At 70.5% G+C, this 17941-nt stretch carries 14 protein-coding genes; 7 read left to right on the forward strand and 7 right to left on the reverse strand.

What is annotated here, in order from left to right; all coding sequences use genetic code 11:
- Positions 1-40: 40 nt before the first annotated feature.
- A complete protein-coding gene (locus AC07F3_RS15320) occupies positions 41-1585 on the reverse strand; it encodes an AMP-binding protein (RefSeq protein ID WP_479114175.1) in 1545 nt (514 codons plus the stop codon).
- A 585-nt stretch (positions 1586-2170) separates the two neighbouring features.
- Between AC07F3_RS15320 and AC07F3_RS15325 the strand changes: the two genes are divergently transcribed.
- Both AC07F3_RS15325 and AC07F3_RS15330 read left to right on the forward strand, forming a co-directional pair.
- Positions 2171-2641, forward strand: a complete 471-nt coding sequence (locus AC07F3_RS15325; RefSeq protein WP_479114177.1) for an RICIN domain-containing protein — start codon at positions 2171-2173, stop codon at positions 2639-2641.
- Between the two features lie 86 nt (positions 2642-2727).
- Complete coding sequence (locus AC07F3_RS15330; protein ID WP_479114926.1) at positions 2728-3498, forward strand: endonuclease/exonuclease/phosphatase family protein; 771 nt, start codon at positions 2728-2730, stop codon at positions 3496-3498.
- A 155-nt stretch (positions 3499-3653) separates the two neighbouring features.
- Here the strand turns inward: AC07F3_RS15330 and AC07F3_RS15335 are convergent, their stop codons facing one another.
- Both AC07F3_RS15335 and AC07F3_RS15340 read right to left on the reverse strand, forming a co-directional pair.
- On the reverse strand, positions 3654-4082 hold the full coding sequence (locus AC07F3_RS15335) for a hypothetical protein (protein WP_479114179.1): 429 nt from the start codon (positions 4080-4082) through the stop codon (positions 3654-3656).
- A gap of 843 nt (positions 4083-4925) precedes the next feature.
- Positions 4926-5078, reverse strand: coding sequence for a hypothetical protein (locus AC07F3_RS15340; protein WP_479114181.1), 153 nt, complete (start codon positions 5076-5078; stop codon positions 4926-4928).
- Between the two features lie 224 nt (positions 5079-5302).
- Here AC07F3_RS15340 and AC07F3_RS15345 point away from each other — a divergent pair, with 224 nt between their 5' ends.
- Complete coding sequence (locus tag AC07F3_RS15345) at positions 5303-6106, forward strand: FHA domain-containing protein (protein WP_479114182.1); 804 nt, start codon at positions 5303-5305, stop codon at positions 6104-6106.
- A gap of 7 nt (positions 6107-6113) precedes the next feature.
- Here AC07F3_RS15345 and AC07F3_RS15350 read toward each other — a convergent pair whose 3' ends face one another.
- Positions 6114-9704, reverse strand: a complete 3591-nt coding sequence (locus tag AC07F3_RS15350; RefSeq protein WP_479114184.1) for a WD40 repeat domain-containing serine/threonine protein kinase — start codon at positions 9702-9704, stop codon at positions 6114-6116.
- Positions 9705-10253: 549 nt separating this feature from the next.
- Here AC07F3_RS15350 and AC07F3_RS15355 point away from each other — a divergent pair.
- Positions 10254-10820 (forward strand): isochorismatase family protein, encoded by a 567-nt coding sequence (locus AC07F3_RS15355; RefSeq protein WP_479114186.1) that lies wholly within the window; start codon positions 10254-10256, stop codon positions 10818-10820.
- A 121-nt stretch (positions 10821-10941) separates the two neighbouring features.
- Here AC07F3_RS15355 and AC07F3_RS15360 read toward each other — a convergent pair whose 3' ends face one another.
- Positions 10942-11676 carry a DUF4232 domain-containing protein gene (locus AC07F3_RS15360; RefSeq protein ID WP_479114188.1) on the reverse strand — a complete coding sequence of 245 codons (735 nt, stop codon included), beginning with the start codon at positions 11674-11676 and terminating at the stop codon, positions 10942-10944.
- A gap of 457 nt (positions 11677-12133) precedes the next feature.
- Here AC07F3_RS15360 and AC07F3_RS15365 point away from each other — a divergent pair, with 457 nt between their 5' ends.
- Both AC07F3_RS15365 and AC07F3_RS15370 read left to right on the forward strand, forming a co-directional pair.
- Positions 12134-13228, forward strand: a complete 1095-nt coding sequence (locus AC07F3_RS15365) for a YncE family protein (RefSeq protein WP_479114190.1) — start codon at positions 12134-12136, stop codon at positions 13226-13228.
- Positions 13229-13431: 203 nt separating this feature from the next.
- Positions 13432-14367: a C45 family autoproteolytic acyltransferase/hydolase gene (locus AC07F3_RS15370; RefSeq protein WP_479114191.1), complete on the forward strand. Its 936-nt coding sequence runs from the start codon at positions 13432-13434 to the stop codon at positions 14365-14367.
- Between the two features lie 145 nt (positions 14368-14512).
- Here the strand turns inward: AC07F3_RS15370 and AC07F3_RS15375 are convergent, their stop codons facing one another.
- The gene (locus AC07F3_RS15375; protein WP_479114193.1) at positions 14513-15214 is read right to left on the reverse strand and encodes a Clp protease N-terminal domain-containing protein; all 702 of its coding nucleotides are present in this window, start codon (positions 15212-15214) and stop codon (positions 14513-14515) included.
- 394 nt (positions 15215-15608) lie between these two features.
- Between AC07F3_RS15375 and AC07F3_RS15380 the strand changes: the two genes are divergently transcribed.
- Complete coding sequence (locus AC07F3_RS15380) at positions 15609-16019, forward strand: cysteine/serine endopeptidase inhibitor (RefSeq protein ID WP_479114195.1); 411 nt, start codon at positions 15609-15611, stop codon at positions 16017-16019.
- Positions 16020-17018: 999 nt separating this feature from the next.
- Here AC07F3_RS15380 and AC07F3_RS15385 read toward each other — a convergent pair.
- Complete coding sequence (locus tag AC07F3_RS15385) at positions 17019-17765, reverse strand: endonuclease/exonuclease/phosphatase family protein (protein WP_479114928.1); 747 nt, start codon at positions 17763-17765, stop codon at positions 17019-17021.
- Positions 17766-17941: the final 176 nt, after the last annotated feature.

Below are 17941 nucleotides of genomic sequence, written 5' to 3' on the forward strand. Positions count from 1 at the left end.
GCAGTGCCTCTGTGCCAGCCCCCGGCGCGTCGCCTGGCCGTCAGGCGGTTTCGAGTTCGCGCTCGGCCCGCTGCCGCAGCCGCTTCTTGTCCGGCTTGCCGGCGTCGGTCAGGGGCAGGGCGTCGACGAAGGTGATGGCGGCCGGTTCGTACATCGCGCCACGTTCCTCGCGGACCAGGTCGCGCAGCTGCTCCGCGCCGATGCCGCTGCCCGGCGCCGCGACCACGGCGGCGTGCACCCGCTCCATGCGGTCGGCGTCACGGACACCGAACACGGCGCTCTGCTGGACCTCGGGGTGGGAGTTGAGCAGGTCCTCCAGCTCGGTCGTGTACACATGGCCGCCGACCACCACGATCATGTCCTTGAGCCGGTCGACGACCGTCAGATAGCCCTCGCTGTCCAGGAACCCGATGTCGCCCGTGTGGAGCCAGCCGTCCCGCAGCACCTCGGCGGTCAGCCCGGGCTGCTTCCAGTACCCCTTCATGAGCGAGGCGGAGCGTACGCAGATCTCGCCGTGTTCGCCCGCCGACAGGTCGCGGCCGCTCTCGTCGCGGATCGCCACCTCGACCCCGGCCAGTACCTTTCCGGCCGAACGCAGCCGGTCGGGCCGCTGCGGATCGTGGTCCTCGGGCCGCAGCACACTGATTCCGCCCGCCTCGTTCTGCCCGTAGAACTGGAGCAGGACGGGGCCGAAGCGCCGTATGGCGTCGGCTATGCGGGCGGGCGAGGACTGGCAGCCCCCGTAGACGATGCTGCGGAGCGACGTGGTGTCGCGGACGGCGGAGTCCGGGTGGTCCATCAACTGGTAGAGCAGCGGCGGCAGAAGGAAGAGGTGACTGATGCGCTGCCGCTCGATGGTGCGGAGCACCTCGGCGGGGTCGAAGCCGTCGAGCAGGACGACGCGGCCGCCGTCGTGAAGTACGGCGTCGGTGAGCATGCCGGCCGCGTGCGCGAGAGTGGTGCACACCAGCAGGCGGGGCGGCTCCCCTTCGGAGTCGGCCGTCATCGCCCGAGAGGGCCGCACCTGGTCGAAGGTGGTGCAGATGCCCTTGGGGTGGCCGGTGGTGCCGCCCGTGTGGCGAATGGTGCACACGTCTTCCGGGCGCGCACCGCTGTGCAGCGGCTCGGCGGACTGCTCGGCCGCCAGCTCCAGCAGGTCCGTGCCCACCTTGGCGGGACCGAGCACGAGGACGGCCGGTACCGGGGCCGACTCGGTGATCTCGACGGCCCGTTGCGCGTAGGCCGGGTCGACGATCAGGGCGCGCGTCTCGACATCGCGGACGATGGCGGCCTGCGACTCGGCGGAGAGCTTGTTGTACAGGTGGTTGACCCGGCAGCCGATCAGGTTGGCGGCGTAGCGCGCGACGATGGTCTCGGGCAGGTTCCCGCACAGCAGGGTGACGGTGTCTCCGCGGTCGATGCCCTCGGCCCGCAGCGCCCGTGCCATCCGGTGGACGAGATCACGGAACTCGCCCGCCGTGACCCAACGCTCCTGGTGCGACAGGACTTCGCGGCCCGGATCGCGCTCTAATGCGGCCAGATTCTCCTCGACGTACGTGCGGAAGGCCTGGGTGCCGGTTGACATGCGGGATTCCTCCTGGAGGGCGGCGCGCGGTCCAGCGGGGCCGCCTCGCCATCGACTTGGTTGCTACAGGCAACCAAAAGCAGCGTAGTCCTTTCCGATCAACATCTCCAAGTGGGGCTCGGGGCCCGGCCGCTGTTCGTCCGGTTCTCGCCGACGGCTCGCTCGTCGGCCGAAGCGTGACCTGTGCGGCCTTGCGCGGTGCCGACCGGGCCGGATCGCCGCCGCCCGCGCGCCGACGGCCGCTGCGCGAGAAGGCCGAGCACCGGTGGGTGAGTTGAGGGACATCCCGGGTTCGGCGGGGCCGCCGGTCCGGGCCGCAGGCAGGACGGACGGGACACCGACGGGACGCGTCCCGGGCCGCTCGGGACGCCCCTCGGGCGGGTTGTGACGCCTACGGTTGCGTGGAGCGCCGAGGGGGCCGGTGCGATCGAGGCCGGGTCTCACGTCTGTCCGGCACACGCTGCGTCGCGCCACCCGGCGCGGCCGAGTCGCGAGGGTTCGGCCGAAAATCCTCGGCGCCGTCGAAGCGCCCAACTCGGACACGTCGCCCGACGGGGGCGAATCAACCTACACAGGGGGTCACTTATGCGTGGCAAGCGCGTTGCTCAGGCGATCGTGACGATGGTCGCCACTCCGCTGCTCGTCCTGGGGACGAGCGCGGCCGCACACGCGGACAGCGATGTGCAGTGGCATCACAAGAGCGGCGGGGACTGCCTGAGCGGCATGTGGGACCACCACTCCGGCTGGAACAACGTGGGCCTCTACCCCTGCTGGTTCGGAGCCTCGAAGTGGCACGACGTCAACGCCGGGGGTGACGTCTGGGTCGAGCGCCTGGCGGAGGTGCCTGGCTCCTGTCTCGCCGGTTACACCGACCACGACGCCTATGTGGAGGCCTGTAGTAGCGGGCGCAACGACTACCAGCGCTGGCACGAGATCAACACGGGCAACGGCTGGAAGTTGCAGAACGTGGCCACCGGCGAGTGCCTCGACAGCGACAACAGCAGGGTCTACACGCACGAGTGCAACGACGGCAACATCTACCAGCTCTGGACCTGAGCAGCCCGCGGGTCGACGGTCGGCCACGCCTTCGGGACGTGGCCGCCGCCGACGCCGTGACCGATGCGTACGGTGGGGGCGTGGACATGGTGCGCGCGGCAACGCTCAACATCTGGGGCCGGGGCTCGGCCTGGCGCCGTCGGCTGCCCCTGATCAGGGACGAGCTCGTACGGCTCGCCCCTGAAGTCGTCGGCCTGCAGGAGGTGTGGCGCAGAGGGACGCGGTGCCAGGCCGAGCGGATCGCCGACGGCCTGGGGTACCACGTGACCTACGCGGCGGCCCGCTCGGCACCTCACCGCGCCACCCAGGGCAACGCGCTGCTCAGCCGGGTGCCGGTGGCACGGTACGAGGTCATCCCGCTGCCGACGCCAGGGGTCGAGCCCCGGTCGGTGCTGTGTGCCGAGGTGGGCTCGACGACCGTGTTTGTCACCCACCTGACCTGGGAGTGGGAACACTCCCGCATCCGGCAACAGCAGGTGCGCTTCCTCGCGGAACTCGTGGCCGGTCACGCCGGGCGCGATGTCGTGCTCCTCGCCGATCTCAACGCGGCCCCGGACACGGACGAGCTCCGGTGGCTGGCCGACCGGATGGACGACGCGTGGGCGCGTGCGGGCCACGGCCCGGGCCACACGTACACGCCCGACAACGGACACGCACGCAAGGCCCGCGAACCGGCGCGGCGCATCGACTACGTCTTCACGGCCGGACTCCGGGCAGACCGCGCCGAGTTGGCGTTCACCGCGCCGCGCCCCACGGCGCGCGGGCCGCTGTGGCCCTCCGACCACTTCGGCGTGGTCTGCGACCTCATATCCCGCGCGCACCCGTCATCGAACGCGGCCGCGCCGCCCAAGGGGTAAGAGGCCGGGAGCTTCTTCGACCCTGCTCCGCCCGGCTGTACGTTCCGTAGCGGCCGAGCGGTGCTCCGGTCGCTGGAAGTTCGTCCGGAAACCACCGGAGAGAGATGCCGCGGGCGCCTTCCCTCAGGCGGCGCCCCCGGCTCGTCGGAAGGGCGTCAGGCGCGGATGGTCAGCCACGCGCCGAGGCCGCTGCACCCACGCGCGTCATACGTGGTGCTGCGGTAACCCGCCGGGATGGGGGAGTAGGGGCAGGTCCAGATGCCGTTGCGGACAAGCCGGTGGAACCAGGCGCCGATGCCGCTGCAGCCGTTGCGGTCGTAGTCGGTGAGGACGTACCCGGACACGATCGGCGAGCCGGAACAGGTCCATATCCCGTCGCGCACGGGCTGCTGCAACCATGAGCCCGCGCCGTTGCAGCCGCTGCGGTTGAACATGGTGATGACATATCCGGGCGGTACGGCCGCCCCGGGGCAGGTCCATCCGCCCACGGCGGCGATCTGTGCCCCGTTGCCGACGGCCGTGGCCGTGCCGACGGCCGTCGTGCCCGTGAACACCGCCGCGAGCAGGGCCACGGCCCCCACCATCGCGGCGATCCTGCTGCGGAACGCCGCAGCTGCCGAACGGCTCGGTCTGTGACGAAGTCGGTTCTTCACTCCACACCTGTCCCCTCATGTGGCTCGGTTGACGGTGATACCGCGTCTGCATCACCGGATGCGCGTCCCGCCCACGGACACAGGGTCCTGTGGGCGGCAGCACATCCTGCACCGGCCGCCGTCCCCGGCCGCAGCACCAGGCCGAACGACTGATGTATTCCGGGCACGCCTCTACGGTGCCTTCCGCCGCGAGTTGATCACGTGGTGTGAAGGGTTCCAATTGCCCGCACTCATGGGGAGCATGAGGGACCGATGCCGATGCTCCTTCGCTGTCCGGCCCATGGGACGGTCGGCGCGTGACGGTCAGTCGCGGGTGTGCGACGCGCCTACGTCGATGGCTCCGGGCAGCCGCGCGATCCGCTCCCTGAGCGTCTCCTCCGACGGTGCCGATGGGCACTCACCAGAAACTCTGACAGGAGCAGGTGACCGCTATGGGGTGTTGGGTGGTCCAAGTGTCGCCCTCGATGCCGAAGTGCCGTTGGGTCACCGTGTCCTGGCCTACGACGGCATCGCAGTGCAGTCCGGCGTGCTGGGACCTCCCGTGTCCGCATCCACGGCAGGTATCGGTGGTGTTGGGCCGCCAGCCCTCTGGGTAGAAGCCTCGGCACGCGCACGGGTCGCGGCCTTCGTCACCGTCGCAGTGGCCCTCCAGGTGGACCGTCCAGAGATGGCCACACCGGCACCTGACCACTTGATCGTCGCGCATGTTCCCTCCTGGTCATGTGTGTTGTGCTCGTATGGGCCCGTCGAGCCGCATCTCGTGCATCGCCCGGTTCATGCCCCCGATGGCCTCGCGCAGGCCTCCGCCTTCGAGGTGGTGGCCACTTGGGCCTGGGCCGCGCGAAGGGTCGCCCGCGCGGTGATGGAACTGGCTGCGGGCGCGGTCAGCGCGGTGAGGACGCCGACCCACAGTCCGCTGTTCGCCATGGTGGCCAAGTCTGGCAGACGAGGGTGCTGGCGGGGCGTCCCGGAAGAACCCAAGTGGGCCTGCTGCGACGGTAGTTCGGGGAGAGCGAACTACTCGACCGGCTCCGCGAGGGGACCTGGGCCGGGCGGTGAGGAGGCCGTCCGGCGGAACCGGTGGGCCGGGTGCGGGCGTCGTCGGCGGTGACGGTTCGGGTGGTGCGGGGACGGTGAGGGAGGAGAGCGGCGTGACGGAGGCGAAGTGGGGGCTGCGCGCCTTGCCCGCCGAGGTGGGCAGCCTGTTGGACGGTCTGCCGTCGGCGACACCCGGCACGGTCTTCGTGCGGTCGGAGGAGGGCGGGTGCGCCGTACCCGCGGGGCATTGCACGGTTCGCTTCGGGCGGGATGCGGGCGCGGTGGACGTCCCGGTCGGGAGCGGTGACCGCCGGGTCAGCCGGCTCCAGGGCACGCTGACAGGCACCGGTACGGAGTGGTGGCTGCGGAACGAGGGCCGGTTGCCGCTGCGGCTGCCGGACGAGGCGATGCTGCTGTCCGGGCACGAGATGCCGCTCGGCGCCGGGTACACGCCCGTGCTGGTCGGCGCTCCCGGACGGCCGGGCCATCTGCTGGAGATCCGGGTCGTGGCCGGGTCGGGCGCAGAGCCGGACCGGGGGCCGCTCCGGAGCACCGAGATGTCGGACGTGTATGGGCTCACCGGTGTCGAACGCGTAGTACTCGTCGTGCTCGCGCAGCGCTACCTGCGGCAGGAGCGGTACCCGCAACCGGTGTCGTGGAAGCAGGTCGCGGCGGATCTGAACCGGGTGGCGCCGGAGCGGGCCTGGACGCCGAAGGTGGCCGAGCACATCGTCGGCGGTGTCCGTGCCAGGCTGGCGGGTGCCCACCCTCCCGTCGCGGGCATCCGGCGCGACGACGGCGTGGGCGACCCGGTCGGCGCCACCCTCAACCACAACCTGATCGTCGCCCTGCTGCGGTCGGCGACCCTCTGCCCGGCCGATCTGCGGCTGCTGGGCGAGGAGTCGGTGAGCAGCTGACTGCCTGTCAGTCACCGGGGGCCTCCAGGCGGGCGCGGACGGTGTCGCGGTGCAGCCAGCCGTGCCCGGTGTCGCGGAGAAGCTCCATGAGCGTGTCGAGGTCGGCGTCTGAGCAGTGGCCCGTGTGGCGGGCGCGGAAGCCGTCGACGTAAGGGGTGGCCGCCTCGTCCCAGTCCGTGTGCGGGGGTGCGCCGAGCTCCCAGTCCAGCTCCCACACCCGTACTCCGTCGACGTGCGACCACGACAGTGCGCGGCGGCCGTCGCGGGCGAGGTCCAGGCCGTCGATGGGTTGCCGGTGGTGTCCAACTCGGGCCAGCTGGCGGCCCGTTGTGACGTCCCACAGGAGGATGGTGAAGTCGCGGCCGGTGGACAGGGCGAATCGGCCGTCGCCGGTCAGGAGGGGGAGGGCGGGGCTGTGTCCGGGGTCCGGGGCGAACACGCGGACGAGGGCGCCGTCGGCCACGTTCCACAGCCGCAGTTCACTGTTGGCGTCGCTCGTCAGGACCCGGCGGCCGTCGCCGCTCAGGGCCACGCCGTGCCATTCGAGCGGGGGGTGGGTGATGTCGCGCAGCAGCGCGAAGAACGGGCCGTCACCCGTTGGCGGGGATTCCTGGCCCGGGGGGTGGGGCGCTTCAAGACGGAGCACCCGCTCGCCGGTGGCGAGGTCGGTGACGGCGACGTGGTGGAGGAGGTTGTCGGCGGTGGCGATCAGCACGCGCGGACCGTGCCAGGCGACGGATGCGGCGCGCTGTTTGAGGGTGCGGACGACGGTGCCGGAGCGCAGGTCCCACAGTTCGGTCTGGTAACCGCCCGCGCCTATGAGGGCGTGGCCGCTGTCGGGAGAGAACCGGAGCGAGCCGGTGTGCCGGGCGCCGGTGTCGAAGGTGCGCAGGCAGGCGCCGTCCGGGAGCGACCAGAGGCTGATGCAGCCGCGTTCGGCCGTCAACAGCCGGTCGCCCGTCGCGTTGAGGGCCAGGTGGACGGGTTCTCCGGTGCGCGGGCTGACGGGGAGGCGGCCCCGGCGTCTGCCGGTCGCGGCGTCGAGGACGTCGACGTTCCCGTTGGGATGACAGACGGCGGCGATGGCGCCGTCGGCGGACAGAGCGGCCGACTGGACCGGCCCGGTGGTGGGCGTGATGCCGGGCCATGTGGCGCGCAGCGCCGTCCGCGGGGTGTGGCGGGCAAGGGCGCGCCAGGCGGCGAGGGGGCCCGGTGCGCGTTCGTACCCGGGCATGGCGCGGATCTTGGTCAGCAGCGCGAGGGCCGCTTGGTGGCGCCCGTCCGACAGGGCCTCGTCGGCCAGCTTCAGCTGCTCCGTCACATGAGCGTCGTCACGGGTGAGTTCGACGGCGGGACGGGGTCGGCTGAGGCGGAGTGGCGCAGGGGTGCCGGGCCGGAGCGTGAGGCGGCGGAGCGCGCCGTCGCTGCCGAGCAGTAGGGCGCGCCAGGGCTCACTCCGTGCCAGGGTGTGCCGGATCTCGCCGTCCAGGTGGAGGTCGACGGCGTAGTGGCCGTCCGGCAGAGGCGTGGTGGTGCGCAGGCAGCGGCCGGTGGCGAGGTCCCACAACCGGACGGTGCCATCGGTACCGGAGCTGAGCAGGTGATGGCCGTCCCGGCTGAGGGTGAGGGCCAGGACGCCGCCGCGGTGGCCGCGCAGGGTGCGTACGCAACGGCCCGTGGTGAGGTTCCACAGCTGGAGCGTGCCGACGAAGTGGCCGCCCGTCACGGCGGAACGCCCCTCTGCGGAGAGCGCCAGCAACCCCGGAGCCAGGGGTTCGGCGCACGGTTGGGTCTCGTGGCCCTCGCCCGTCGTGGTGTCCCACAGCCGGAGCCGGTCGTGGTCGGCGAAGACGGCGAACCGGCCGCCGGGAGTCAGCCCGATGGCGGCGCCCTGACCCCGCCCCGCTTGGTGGAGCACGGTATGGCCGATGGCGGCGCTCCACAACTCGACCGTGCCGTCCGCCGCGTACAGGCAGACCGCGCCGTCGGCGGCGACCCGCACCGCGTGATGGTCGAGCAGGGGCACGTGCGGAGCGCCGGCCCGCGACGGTGGACGCACCGTCCATGCGTACTTTTCCCGGCCGGTGTCGGCATCGAGGACGTGGACGGTGTCACCGCTGAGGAGAGCGCAGGTCCGCTGGTCGAGGTCGACGGCGATCACCGGGTGGCGGCCCACGGTCAGGGTGCGCAGGCAGCGGCCGGTGGTGAGGTCCCACAGCCGCGCGGTGCCGCCTTCGCCGCCGGTCAGCGCCGTGTCGTGAGGAGCGGCCAGGCGTACGGGCGCGGTGAGCGGGAGGGAAGCGCGCCAGTCGAGGTGAACCACGGGCTCGGCGGCCGTCGCGGGAGCGGGGCGCTCGGGTTCCCGCAGCGCCTCGGCCGACGCCGCGTCGCCGCGCTCGCGGTGCACGTGTGCGAGCAGGCGCCGGACCCGGGGGTTGTCCGTGTGCGCGGGGTCGGTCTCAAGGCCGCGGACCACGTCCTCATCGGTGATCTCGGCGCGCCGCCAACGGCGCAGGCCCCGGTTGTAGAGGGTGACCACGTGTCGGGGGTCGGCCTCGGCGGCGGCGTCGAACGCGGCATCGGCCTCCGTCGCACGGCCGAGGTCGAGCAGGGACAGGGCCCGGTTGTTCAGCTCATCGGCTCTGACGTCGGCGGGGCGCGGTTCGGCTCGGGGATAGGGGGAGCCCGTCAACTCCTCGTAGACAGTGGCCAGTTCGTCGGCCACCTCCCGCATCGAGGCGGGCCGATCGGCGGGATCGGGCCGCAGGCAGCGGGCCAGCAGCACGGCGACCGACGGCGGCAGCGCGGGCAGGCCCGGCCCGCCGCGCCCGGCCGGGAGCGACAGCAGGGTCTCTCCCGCGACGGGCCCGACGGCCCAGACCACGTCGCCGAGGAACATCTCGAGCACGGACACCGCGTAGCTGTAGATGTCGCTGCGGCGGCCCACACGGTGCCCTGCTGCCTGTTCCGGGGAGGCGTAGGCGGGGGTCATCCCGGCAGCGCCGGTGAGGGTGCGGCCGTCCGGGGACGGGACCGCGCTCGGGGCCTCGGAGGTTTCCGGGACGATGCCGACGCGGGCCAGGCCGAAGTCGCTGATCTTGACGGTGCCGTCGGCGTCCAGCAGCACGTTGGCGGGTTTGACGTCCAGGTGCGTCACGCCCCGTGCGTGGGCGTGGGCCAGGCCCCAGGCCATCTGGACGGCCACGTCGATGACCCGGGCGGTGGCCCCGCCCGTCGTGTCCGCTGCCGCCGTGTACAGGGTCCGGTCGGCGATGCGGTCGCGCAGACTGCCCCCGGGAAGGTACTCCGAGAACAGGCGCGGGACGCCGCCGATGGTGCGCACATAGTGGCAGCCGCACACATGCGGGTGCAGACCGAGCGAGACCCACGTCTCGGCCTCCGCGACGAACCGCTCGCGCCGGGCGGGGTGGCGGATGAGCTCCGGCAGAGGGCTCTTGACGGCCAGGTCGATGCCCCAGCCCAGATGCCGGACCCGGTGCACCACCCCCATCCCGCCTCGACCCAGTACTCCGGACACCTGGTACGTGCCCTGGACCACGACCCCCACCTGCCAGGGTCCCGGCACCACCTCGTCCATGCGCTCCTCCGCCGTCGGTCGTCGTCCCGGCCGCACCGGGCCCGAGACGGGCCGTGCGGTTGGACGGCGATTCAACCAGGGGGTGTTCGGGACCGGTCCCGAACGGGGCGGTCCACACTGGCCGATGACAGGGACGGGCCGGACCGGGCCCGGGGTTCCCGGGGGTTCGTGGGGGCACGGGCGGCCCGTGTACCCGTGCTGTTCGTCGGGAGGTGACGACATGCGTGTGGCGATGTTGCCGCTGCTACTGGGACCGGTTCTGCTGGGGCTGGTAGGAGCCTGGATGGTCGGCTACGTGATCTGGATCCTCGTGGGCGAATACGTGCGGCGGGCCAGGCGGGCAGTGCGGCGCAGACGCCGGGGCCGTTCGTCAGACCACCGCTCGCCCGAACGGTTGTACGAACGTCAAGGTCCGTGAAAGGCTCGTGCACGGCCCTCGGACTTCGCCCGCGGGCTGCCTCGGTTCGGCGCCGGAATCGCAGGTCCGCTGAGGCTGAGCCATGACCGGACGGGACCTGATGATCGGGACCCACAGGGGAGGACGCTGCAATGACCACGCTCGACAACCGACCGAACACCGCCCTGCTCGTCGTCGACGTGCAGAACGGCGTGGTGGCGGAGGCGCACGACCGGGACACGATCGTGGCCAACATCGTCACCCTCGTCGACAAGGCACGGGCCGCCGATGTCGACGTCGTATGGGTGCAGCACAGCAGCGGCGACCTGGTCAGGGGCAGCGAGAACTGGCAGATCGTCGCCGAACTCGTGCGGGACGAGTCCGAGGCGCTGGTGCACAAGTCGTACGGCGACTCCTTCGAGGAGACCGACCTGGAGTCGGTGTTGGCCGCCCGCTCCATCGGCCGGCTGGTGGTCGCGGGTGCGCAGACCGACGAGTGCATCCGCGCGACGCTTCACGGTGCGATCGTCCGCGGCTACGACGCGACGCTCGTCGGCGATGCCCACACCACCGAGGACTTGTCACGCTTCGGTGCGCCGTCACCCGACAAGGTCATCGCCCACACGAACCTGTACTGGCAGTACCACACCGCCCCCGGCCGGACCGCGGGCACGGTCAGCACCGCCGACGTCGACTTCGCCAAGAACAGCGAGGCCTGAGGCAGGGGTTCGCGCCTGGGGAGCCCGGCCGTACGCGACCGAGTTCCGCGCCCCGCGGGCGCGTTCGTTCCGTGCCGTCCGGCGGTCGAGTCGGCCCACCGCGGCCTTTGGTGAGGGCGATTCAGTGGCTTTCGATGTCGGCCGAGCGCATGCTGGCGACCGCCTCCTGGACGGTGTCGCGGTACAGACCCAGCTTCGGGTGCCGCGTGACGGTGGCTCCCTCGTCCATCGGGAAGCTGTGGATCTCGGCGTTCGGGAAGCGTTCGTCCACGAGAACGCTGATCTCGTCGATGCCTCCGTTCCCGCCCTTCGCACCCTCGGGGTCGGTGTCGAGGACCGCGTAGACGGTGCGCCCCGCGTACACGGGGGCGGCCGGGGCGCCGCCGAGTCCGCTCGGGACCAGGGGGTGGGTGCTCTTGGACCGGTCCACGGCGTTCTTGGGACCGAGGGCGACGAGCGGGTAGTAGGAGGAGATGCCGCAGGTCGTCCGGCCCCGGTTGGTCACGGAGATGGTGTACTGATTCGGGTTGGATTCCAACTCCTTTACGCTGACGGCGAGTTGGCTGGCCGCGCACAGGTGTTTGTAGGCGTAGGCGTCCTCGGCCGCATCCCGGGTGACCCCTTCCGGCGCGACCGCGGAGGAGCTGGGCTTGGTCGTGGGAGACGAGCTGCCCTTGTCGCCGCCGCTCGTCCGGGCCGGGCTCGGTGTGGTCGTGCCTGGGGCACTCGGCGATCCCGAGCCCTGACCCGAGGGTGCGGCGGATCCGCCGTCCGAGCCGCCGCCGCAAGCGGTGAGGGCCAGCGACGCCGTGACGGCGACGAGAGCGAGCGGAACCATCTGCCGACGGCCAACCATGCTGGATTTCCCCGTTTCCCTGTTGACTCGTGGATGTCTCGTGCCGAACAGGCCTTGTTGCGGGTGACGTTCGGCGGTCCTTCTGCCGTTCCACTATGTACGTCGGTGGAGCGTATACACCCGGCCCGGCTCCTGGAGAGCCAGGTCTGTGGTGCGTGCAGGCACCATCCCACACACTTGGGTGCGCGGGGCGCGGGGGATGCGGCTGTGCGCCCACTCACTTGGGCGCACGGGGCGCGTGATGCGACTGTACGAAGCCCCTCGGCGCCGCCTCATCCACGGCCTCCGACCGGCCCTTGCCCACTCAACTCCGGCCGGGCCACCCCGTGTCGGCGCTGGGAGCCACATTGACCGGTTGGCGTCTGGGGCGTGTCCTGCCGCCTCACCTTCACCGGGCGTGTCGGCGTAGCCTGACCCCGCCATCGCAGAACGCGATGTTTCGGTGGGGGAGGACGCTGTGAAGTTCCTTGTATCCAGAGCCAGTTGGCTGGCTTCGTTGGTGGCCGCCGGGGTGCTGATGGTCCTCGGCACGGGTGTCGCCGTCGCGGACGCGATACCGGGGGTCGAGAACCTCACGCCTCTGCCGGGGGCCCAGTACGCACGCGCGCCGCTGGTCAGCGCGGACGGCACCAAGGCGTACGTCGGGGCGATCGAGGCCACCGGCACCAAGCTGTACGTCGTCGACACCCAGACCGGCGAGATCACCGCGCAGGTGTCCACAGGCACGGGACGGTGGGCCGGGCCCATGGTGTTCGGTGCCCACGGCAGGCTGATCTACGTGGTCACCGAGGTCACCCTCAACGTGATCGACACGGCCACCAACACCCTGCGCTCCAGCATCCCCGTCCCTGACCAGCCACGGCCTGCGGGTTCCCGACCGGGCTCACTGTCGCGCATGGCCATCAGCCCGGACGGTGCCACGATCTACCTGGACCAGACCGGTCCGGAGAACAACGGCCCGAGCCTGGGCCCGTCCCGGCTGCTGGTGTTCTCCACGGTGCGGGGTGCGTTCACGACGACCGTGCCCCTGCCCGGCGAGAGCCCGCGCGACATCGTCGTACGGCCGAACGGCACGGACGTATACGTGAGCGGCGACGTGGGCCTGATCCACGTGAACACGGCCACCGCCGTGCCGACGGTGCTGCGTACGATCACGGCCACCGGCTTCGTCGACGAGCTGGCCCTCACCCCGGACGGCCGCCGTCTGTACGCGCTGAGCAAGCCGGACGGCCACGCCGCCGTGGTCGACCTCACGCACGACAGCGTGCTCACCACCATCGACTTCCGGTCGGATTTCTCACCGGTCCTGAGCCCGGCGGTGAGCCAGGACGGCACCCGCCTGCACGTGCTGGTGGACGACCAACGGACCGCGCCGAAGGTGCTGTCGTACGACACGGCGACCAACACCCAGAAGCCCGACGAGACGGTCACCGGCTTCGACGTGCAACGAGCCTCGGGCCTGACGGTGGGCCCCGACGGCGAAACGATGTACATCACCGGCAGCAACGACATCGACGACCCCGGCGTATACCTCCAGACCGTCAACTTCTGACGGGGTGGGTTTGGGGCGGGTCGCGAGTTCTGCGGTTGGCCGGAGGATTCGCGTGTGTTCCCGGTTCCGCGACACGTGGGAAGGCGGAGGGGTTCAGCGAAGCCATCCACACGACGTGCTCACTTCCGCGTGCACCCTGCCCCCTGCTGGAGAAGCCTGCGTTCATTGCACTCAAGGCTCGGGTGGATGTTGAGTTCTACCCCATGAGCCACTACACCAAGACGTTCCAGGCCATCGAGATCGGCGACGGCGGTGATGGCAGATGGGCCGCGCAAGTTCAGCCCAGAATGTTGAGTGCCGAGAGCTGGTTGACGGAGGAGGGCCGGACCGCGCAAGGTGCCGCTCGCGCACGGAGGCTGTTCGAGGTCCACATGCCGGAGCTGGTCCCGACGCTCGACCGGCTCATAGGCCAATGTGCTTCTCCCCGAGCCGGGACCCTTCTCACCCTGGCCGCCGTTCGCCCCTTCTTCTCCGGCTGCACCCAGATCGCCGGCAACGGCGCGCTGCTCAGGAACTACGACTTCGCGCCCGATCAATGCGAAGGCACCGTCGTTTCCTCCCATTTCCTTCGCCCGGTGATCGGAATGCAGGAGGCGGGGTGGGGCTTGCTGGACGGCATGAACGACGCCGGTCTCGCCGTCTCACTGACCTTCGGGGGACGATTCGTCCAAGGCCCGGGATTCGCCATCCCCATGGTGCTGCGCTATCTGCTGGAGACTTGCCGGACTGTTGACGAGGCGGTGGACAAATTGCGGACCGTCCCTGTGGCGATCCCTCAGAACGTCACCCTCGTCGATGCGGACCGGGCCGCGACGGTGCATGTGGGACCTGATATCCCCCTGACCATGGCAACGGACAGCTGTGCCGCCAACCATCAGCACCTGCCGGTGCCGGACGACCAGGAGCGCTCCACCAGGACGCAGGAGCGGTTGTCCGCCGTCCAGGTGGCGGGAGTTGATGTGATGGCGATGTTGCGCCCGCCGCTGTACCTGTACGGATACGACGAATGGCTGGGCACGGTGTACACGGCACATTACCGCCCGGCCGATGGACGCGTGACGTACCACTGGCCGGGCGAGACCTGGGAGCAGTCCTTCGTGTCCTTCTCCGAAGGCTCGCGCACCGTCACCCTCGGGTAGCAGCCCGGCGGGGCCCGTCGCTGTGGGGGCGTGCCGGGGAACAGGGCGATCTGTGGCGGCCCGGTCCGGCGCGGCGATGGCGGTTGCCTCGGGAGGGGGTGGCGCTCTGCGGCCGAGGTCGCCGCCGCGACTCGTCGCCTCGGGCCTACTTGTCGCGTGCGGCGGTTCGGTTGGCGACCTCCGACCTGACCGTTTCGCGCAACTCGTCCGGCGTGAAGCCGAGGTCGCGCAGGATCTGCGCGGCGGGGCTGTCCTCGATGCACATCAGGCCCAGCAGCATGTGTTCCGTCCCGACCCAGTCGTGGCCCAGATCGGACGACGCGCGGGGCGCCTGGTCGATGGCCTCCTTGCTCTGCGCTCCGAAGGCGATGTGCCCCCGAAGCGCCTTCTTCCCGGCCGGTGGCATCGCCTCCTCGATCGCGTCCCGGATGCGCTGCTCCGACTCGGCCTTCGCGATCAGGATCCGGTACGCCAGGCCCCGGGGTTCGCCGAGCAGGCCGAGCAGGATGTGCTGGGTGCCGATGGAGTCGTGCTTGTGCGTTCGGGCGGCCTCCTGGGCCAGCACGATGCTGTGCCGGTTCAACTCGGTGAACCGGTCGAACGCGGCGGGGGCGTGGCGCTGCTGGGCGGCCTGCCTGGACACCCCGATGGCGTCGCCTACCTCACTCCAGGACGCGCCGGCCTGCTTGGCCTTGCCGACGTAGTGGCCCACGAGCTGGTCACCGAGGTCGGAAAGGGTCTGGGCACGTAGCTGCGCTTCGCTGATGCGGGCCAGGTCGGTGGCGTCGGGGAGTTCCTCGTCGATACGGGCGATCAGGTCAGCGAGGCTGACGTTGAGTGGGCTCATGCGTCAATCGTAGGTTGACGGTTCCGTGAGCGTCAACCTGTAATTGACGCTCGTTTCGGGCGAGTTCGGAGCGTTAGGGCTCGTGGGCGGTCAGTGCTGGGGGCGAGTGAGTCGTGGGGGCTCCGGTTGGAGTTGGGGTGTGGGGCGGAGGGGGCGGCGAGTGCATCGCGCCTTCCTTCGGCTCTGCGGCGTCCAGTCCGCGTGGGGATCGCTGTCGTATCCCGTACCTCGTCAGCCCGTGTCTGTACGGAGGTCAAATAGCGCTGAGCCAGGGCGAATTGGCGCCACGCGTGCTCTCGGTGCTCTTGATGCGCCGTGGGTGCGCCGACCAAGCTCCCGCCGCATGAGAGCGCTCTCAACGGCAGGGCGCCGCAACGGAAACGAGGTTCTCCTCATGGGGCTCAGACGATGGAGCGGCGTCATTGCGGCCGCAGTGGTCGGCATCGCCTTCGGCAGCGGAACGGCACACGCCGACATACCCATCGGTCATCCGATGTCCGGCAAGGCCACGTACTACAACGACAAGGGCTACGGAGCCTGCGGCACGCTCATCGACGCGTCGAGCCAGGACCTGGTCGCCGTGTCACCCGCCTGGTGGACCACGCCGAACCCGAACAACGACCCGCTGTGCAGGGGCATTTCGGTACAGGTGACCTACAAGGGCAAGACGATCAAGGTGCCGGTGCGGGACAAGTGCCTGTCCTGCGACGCGGCGCACATCGACCTCAGTCAGACCGCGTTCCGCAAGTTCGCGTCGCTGAACGTCGGTGTCATCAATGGCATCACCTGGAAGTTCGTGAAGTAACGCCACGCAGGCCCCCCTGCGGGACGAGTTGAGGGCCTGATGCTCGGGTCGGGCGCGAGTGTCTTGTCGACTCGCCTCCCCCCGTCGGCCTTTCGAAATTCGGCCTTTCAAAATCTCCACCGCGACTTCGAAGCATTCGCGTCCCGAGGCTTCCCTTGCGGGCCCCTCTTCGCCGCGGACCCGGCCCCGCGCTCCCCTGCCTGTACCGCGGACAGCTGCGTGACCCCTGCTGCTGGTCAGGGGGTGGGGCGTTCAGAACAAGGGTGAGATCTCCGGCAGCGTGATCGATTGGATTCCGCTCCGGGGTGTGAGACCGGACGCACGGGCGTGACCTGTCCGGGCGGGTCGGCCCCGTCCAGGACCATCCATGAAATGAACGGCATCGGCTGCGGTCTGCGATGGTGCGGGGGAGCAGTGTTCCATCCGGTTCAGGCCGCGGCTGATGCCTCCATCGGCCTCTGGAGCCATGTGCCGCCCTCACGGGGAGATCGGGCGATGCGTCAAGGCTTTGAACGGCTGCCCGGGCCGACTGCCCCTGATTGCAGCACCACTTGAATTCCACACCAGGCGCAAAGCTGGGCAATCGGCCCGGCAGTCACGCGCCCAAAGAACCCGGCGGGTTGCAAAGTGTGCAGACCATGAGAAGAGGGGCACTCGTATCCCTATGGTGTTCACAACGCTCATCCTCGTGCCCGCCCTCCTCGCTCTCGCGCTCACCTGGCACCGCCCGCATACCGGCAACCGCCACCGCCATGCGCACCGCCGCTGAACAGGTGCGCGGAGACAGCGAGTTGGGGCGCAAACACCAGATGTCTGTCGGGGCTGCCTCTGCCCGTGACCTGGCATTCGGGCGCAGACCGGCGCCCGCGTACTTCAAGGCCCGGGCGATCTGACCACCAGCTTCCAGGTCGGTTCCTTGAAGCTTGAGCGGGCGCGGCCCACGCGCGGGAGGTGCTCCGCGGGCCATTCATCCCGGCCGTCCGCCCGGACGCCGAGTCCCTACGTGGCGGGCACCCGCAGTGCGGCGAGGACCGGCAGGTGATCCGTGGCCGCTCGGAGGTCGTGCTCCGAGATTCCGGCAAGGCCCATCGGTACGCCGCAGCCCAGCACCTCCACCCCCTGGGTCGCGAAGATGGCGTCGATCCGCTGCAGGGGGTCACCCAGCCTGGTGGTGTGCTCGCGTCCCCACGGCTTCGTCGCCCAGCCGTCCTGCAGGGCGTCCGCCAGCAGGCCGAAAGTGCGCCCGTCGGGCCGGTCGTTGAGGTCGCCCGCCGCGATGGCGTGCGGTGTGTCCAGGGTGGTCAACTGCTCCAGGAGCAAGTGGCCCTGCTCGTAACGTTCCTGGTCCTCGATGCTCAGATGGCAGCTGAGCACTCCCAGGCGCGCCCGGCCGAACCGCAACACGGCGGTCGCGAATCCGCGCTGGTGCAGGCCGGGCGTACGGGGCAGCAGGATGTCCTCGGTGCGTTCCACGTGAGCACGGAGCGAGCAGAGGATCATCGGGCCGGAGGCGGTGGCTCCGCCCGAGACGTACACGAGCTCGGAGGTGCGGGCGAGGCGGGCGGCGGCCTTGCGCCAGCGGAAGAACCGCGGCGCCTCCTGAATGCAGACGACGTCGGGGCGGCAGGCCCTGATCACTCGGGCGAGTGCGGCGACATCGTCGCGCATGGAGCGGATGTTGTAACTCAGCACACGCACAACCACGGAACCGTCGGGCTCCGTCACCGACTGGGGCAGGTCCTGCACGCTCTCCCTCTCCACGCTTCCTCTTTCGCGTCGCGCCGCCGCCACGCGAGACGACGGTGCCAGGCGGCGCCCGGAACCCCTGAGCGGGTTTGGCGGCCGCTGGAACGCACCGTACTGGTTCTTGTCCGCCGTGGTGGAGAAAAATGCCTGGTAGCGGTCGGAAATGAGGCGGCGGC

Source organism: Streptomyces sp. NPDC045846, from assembly GCF_056431605.1.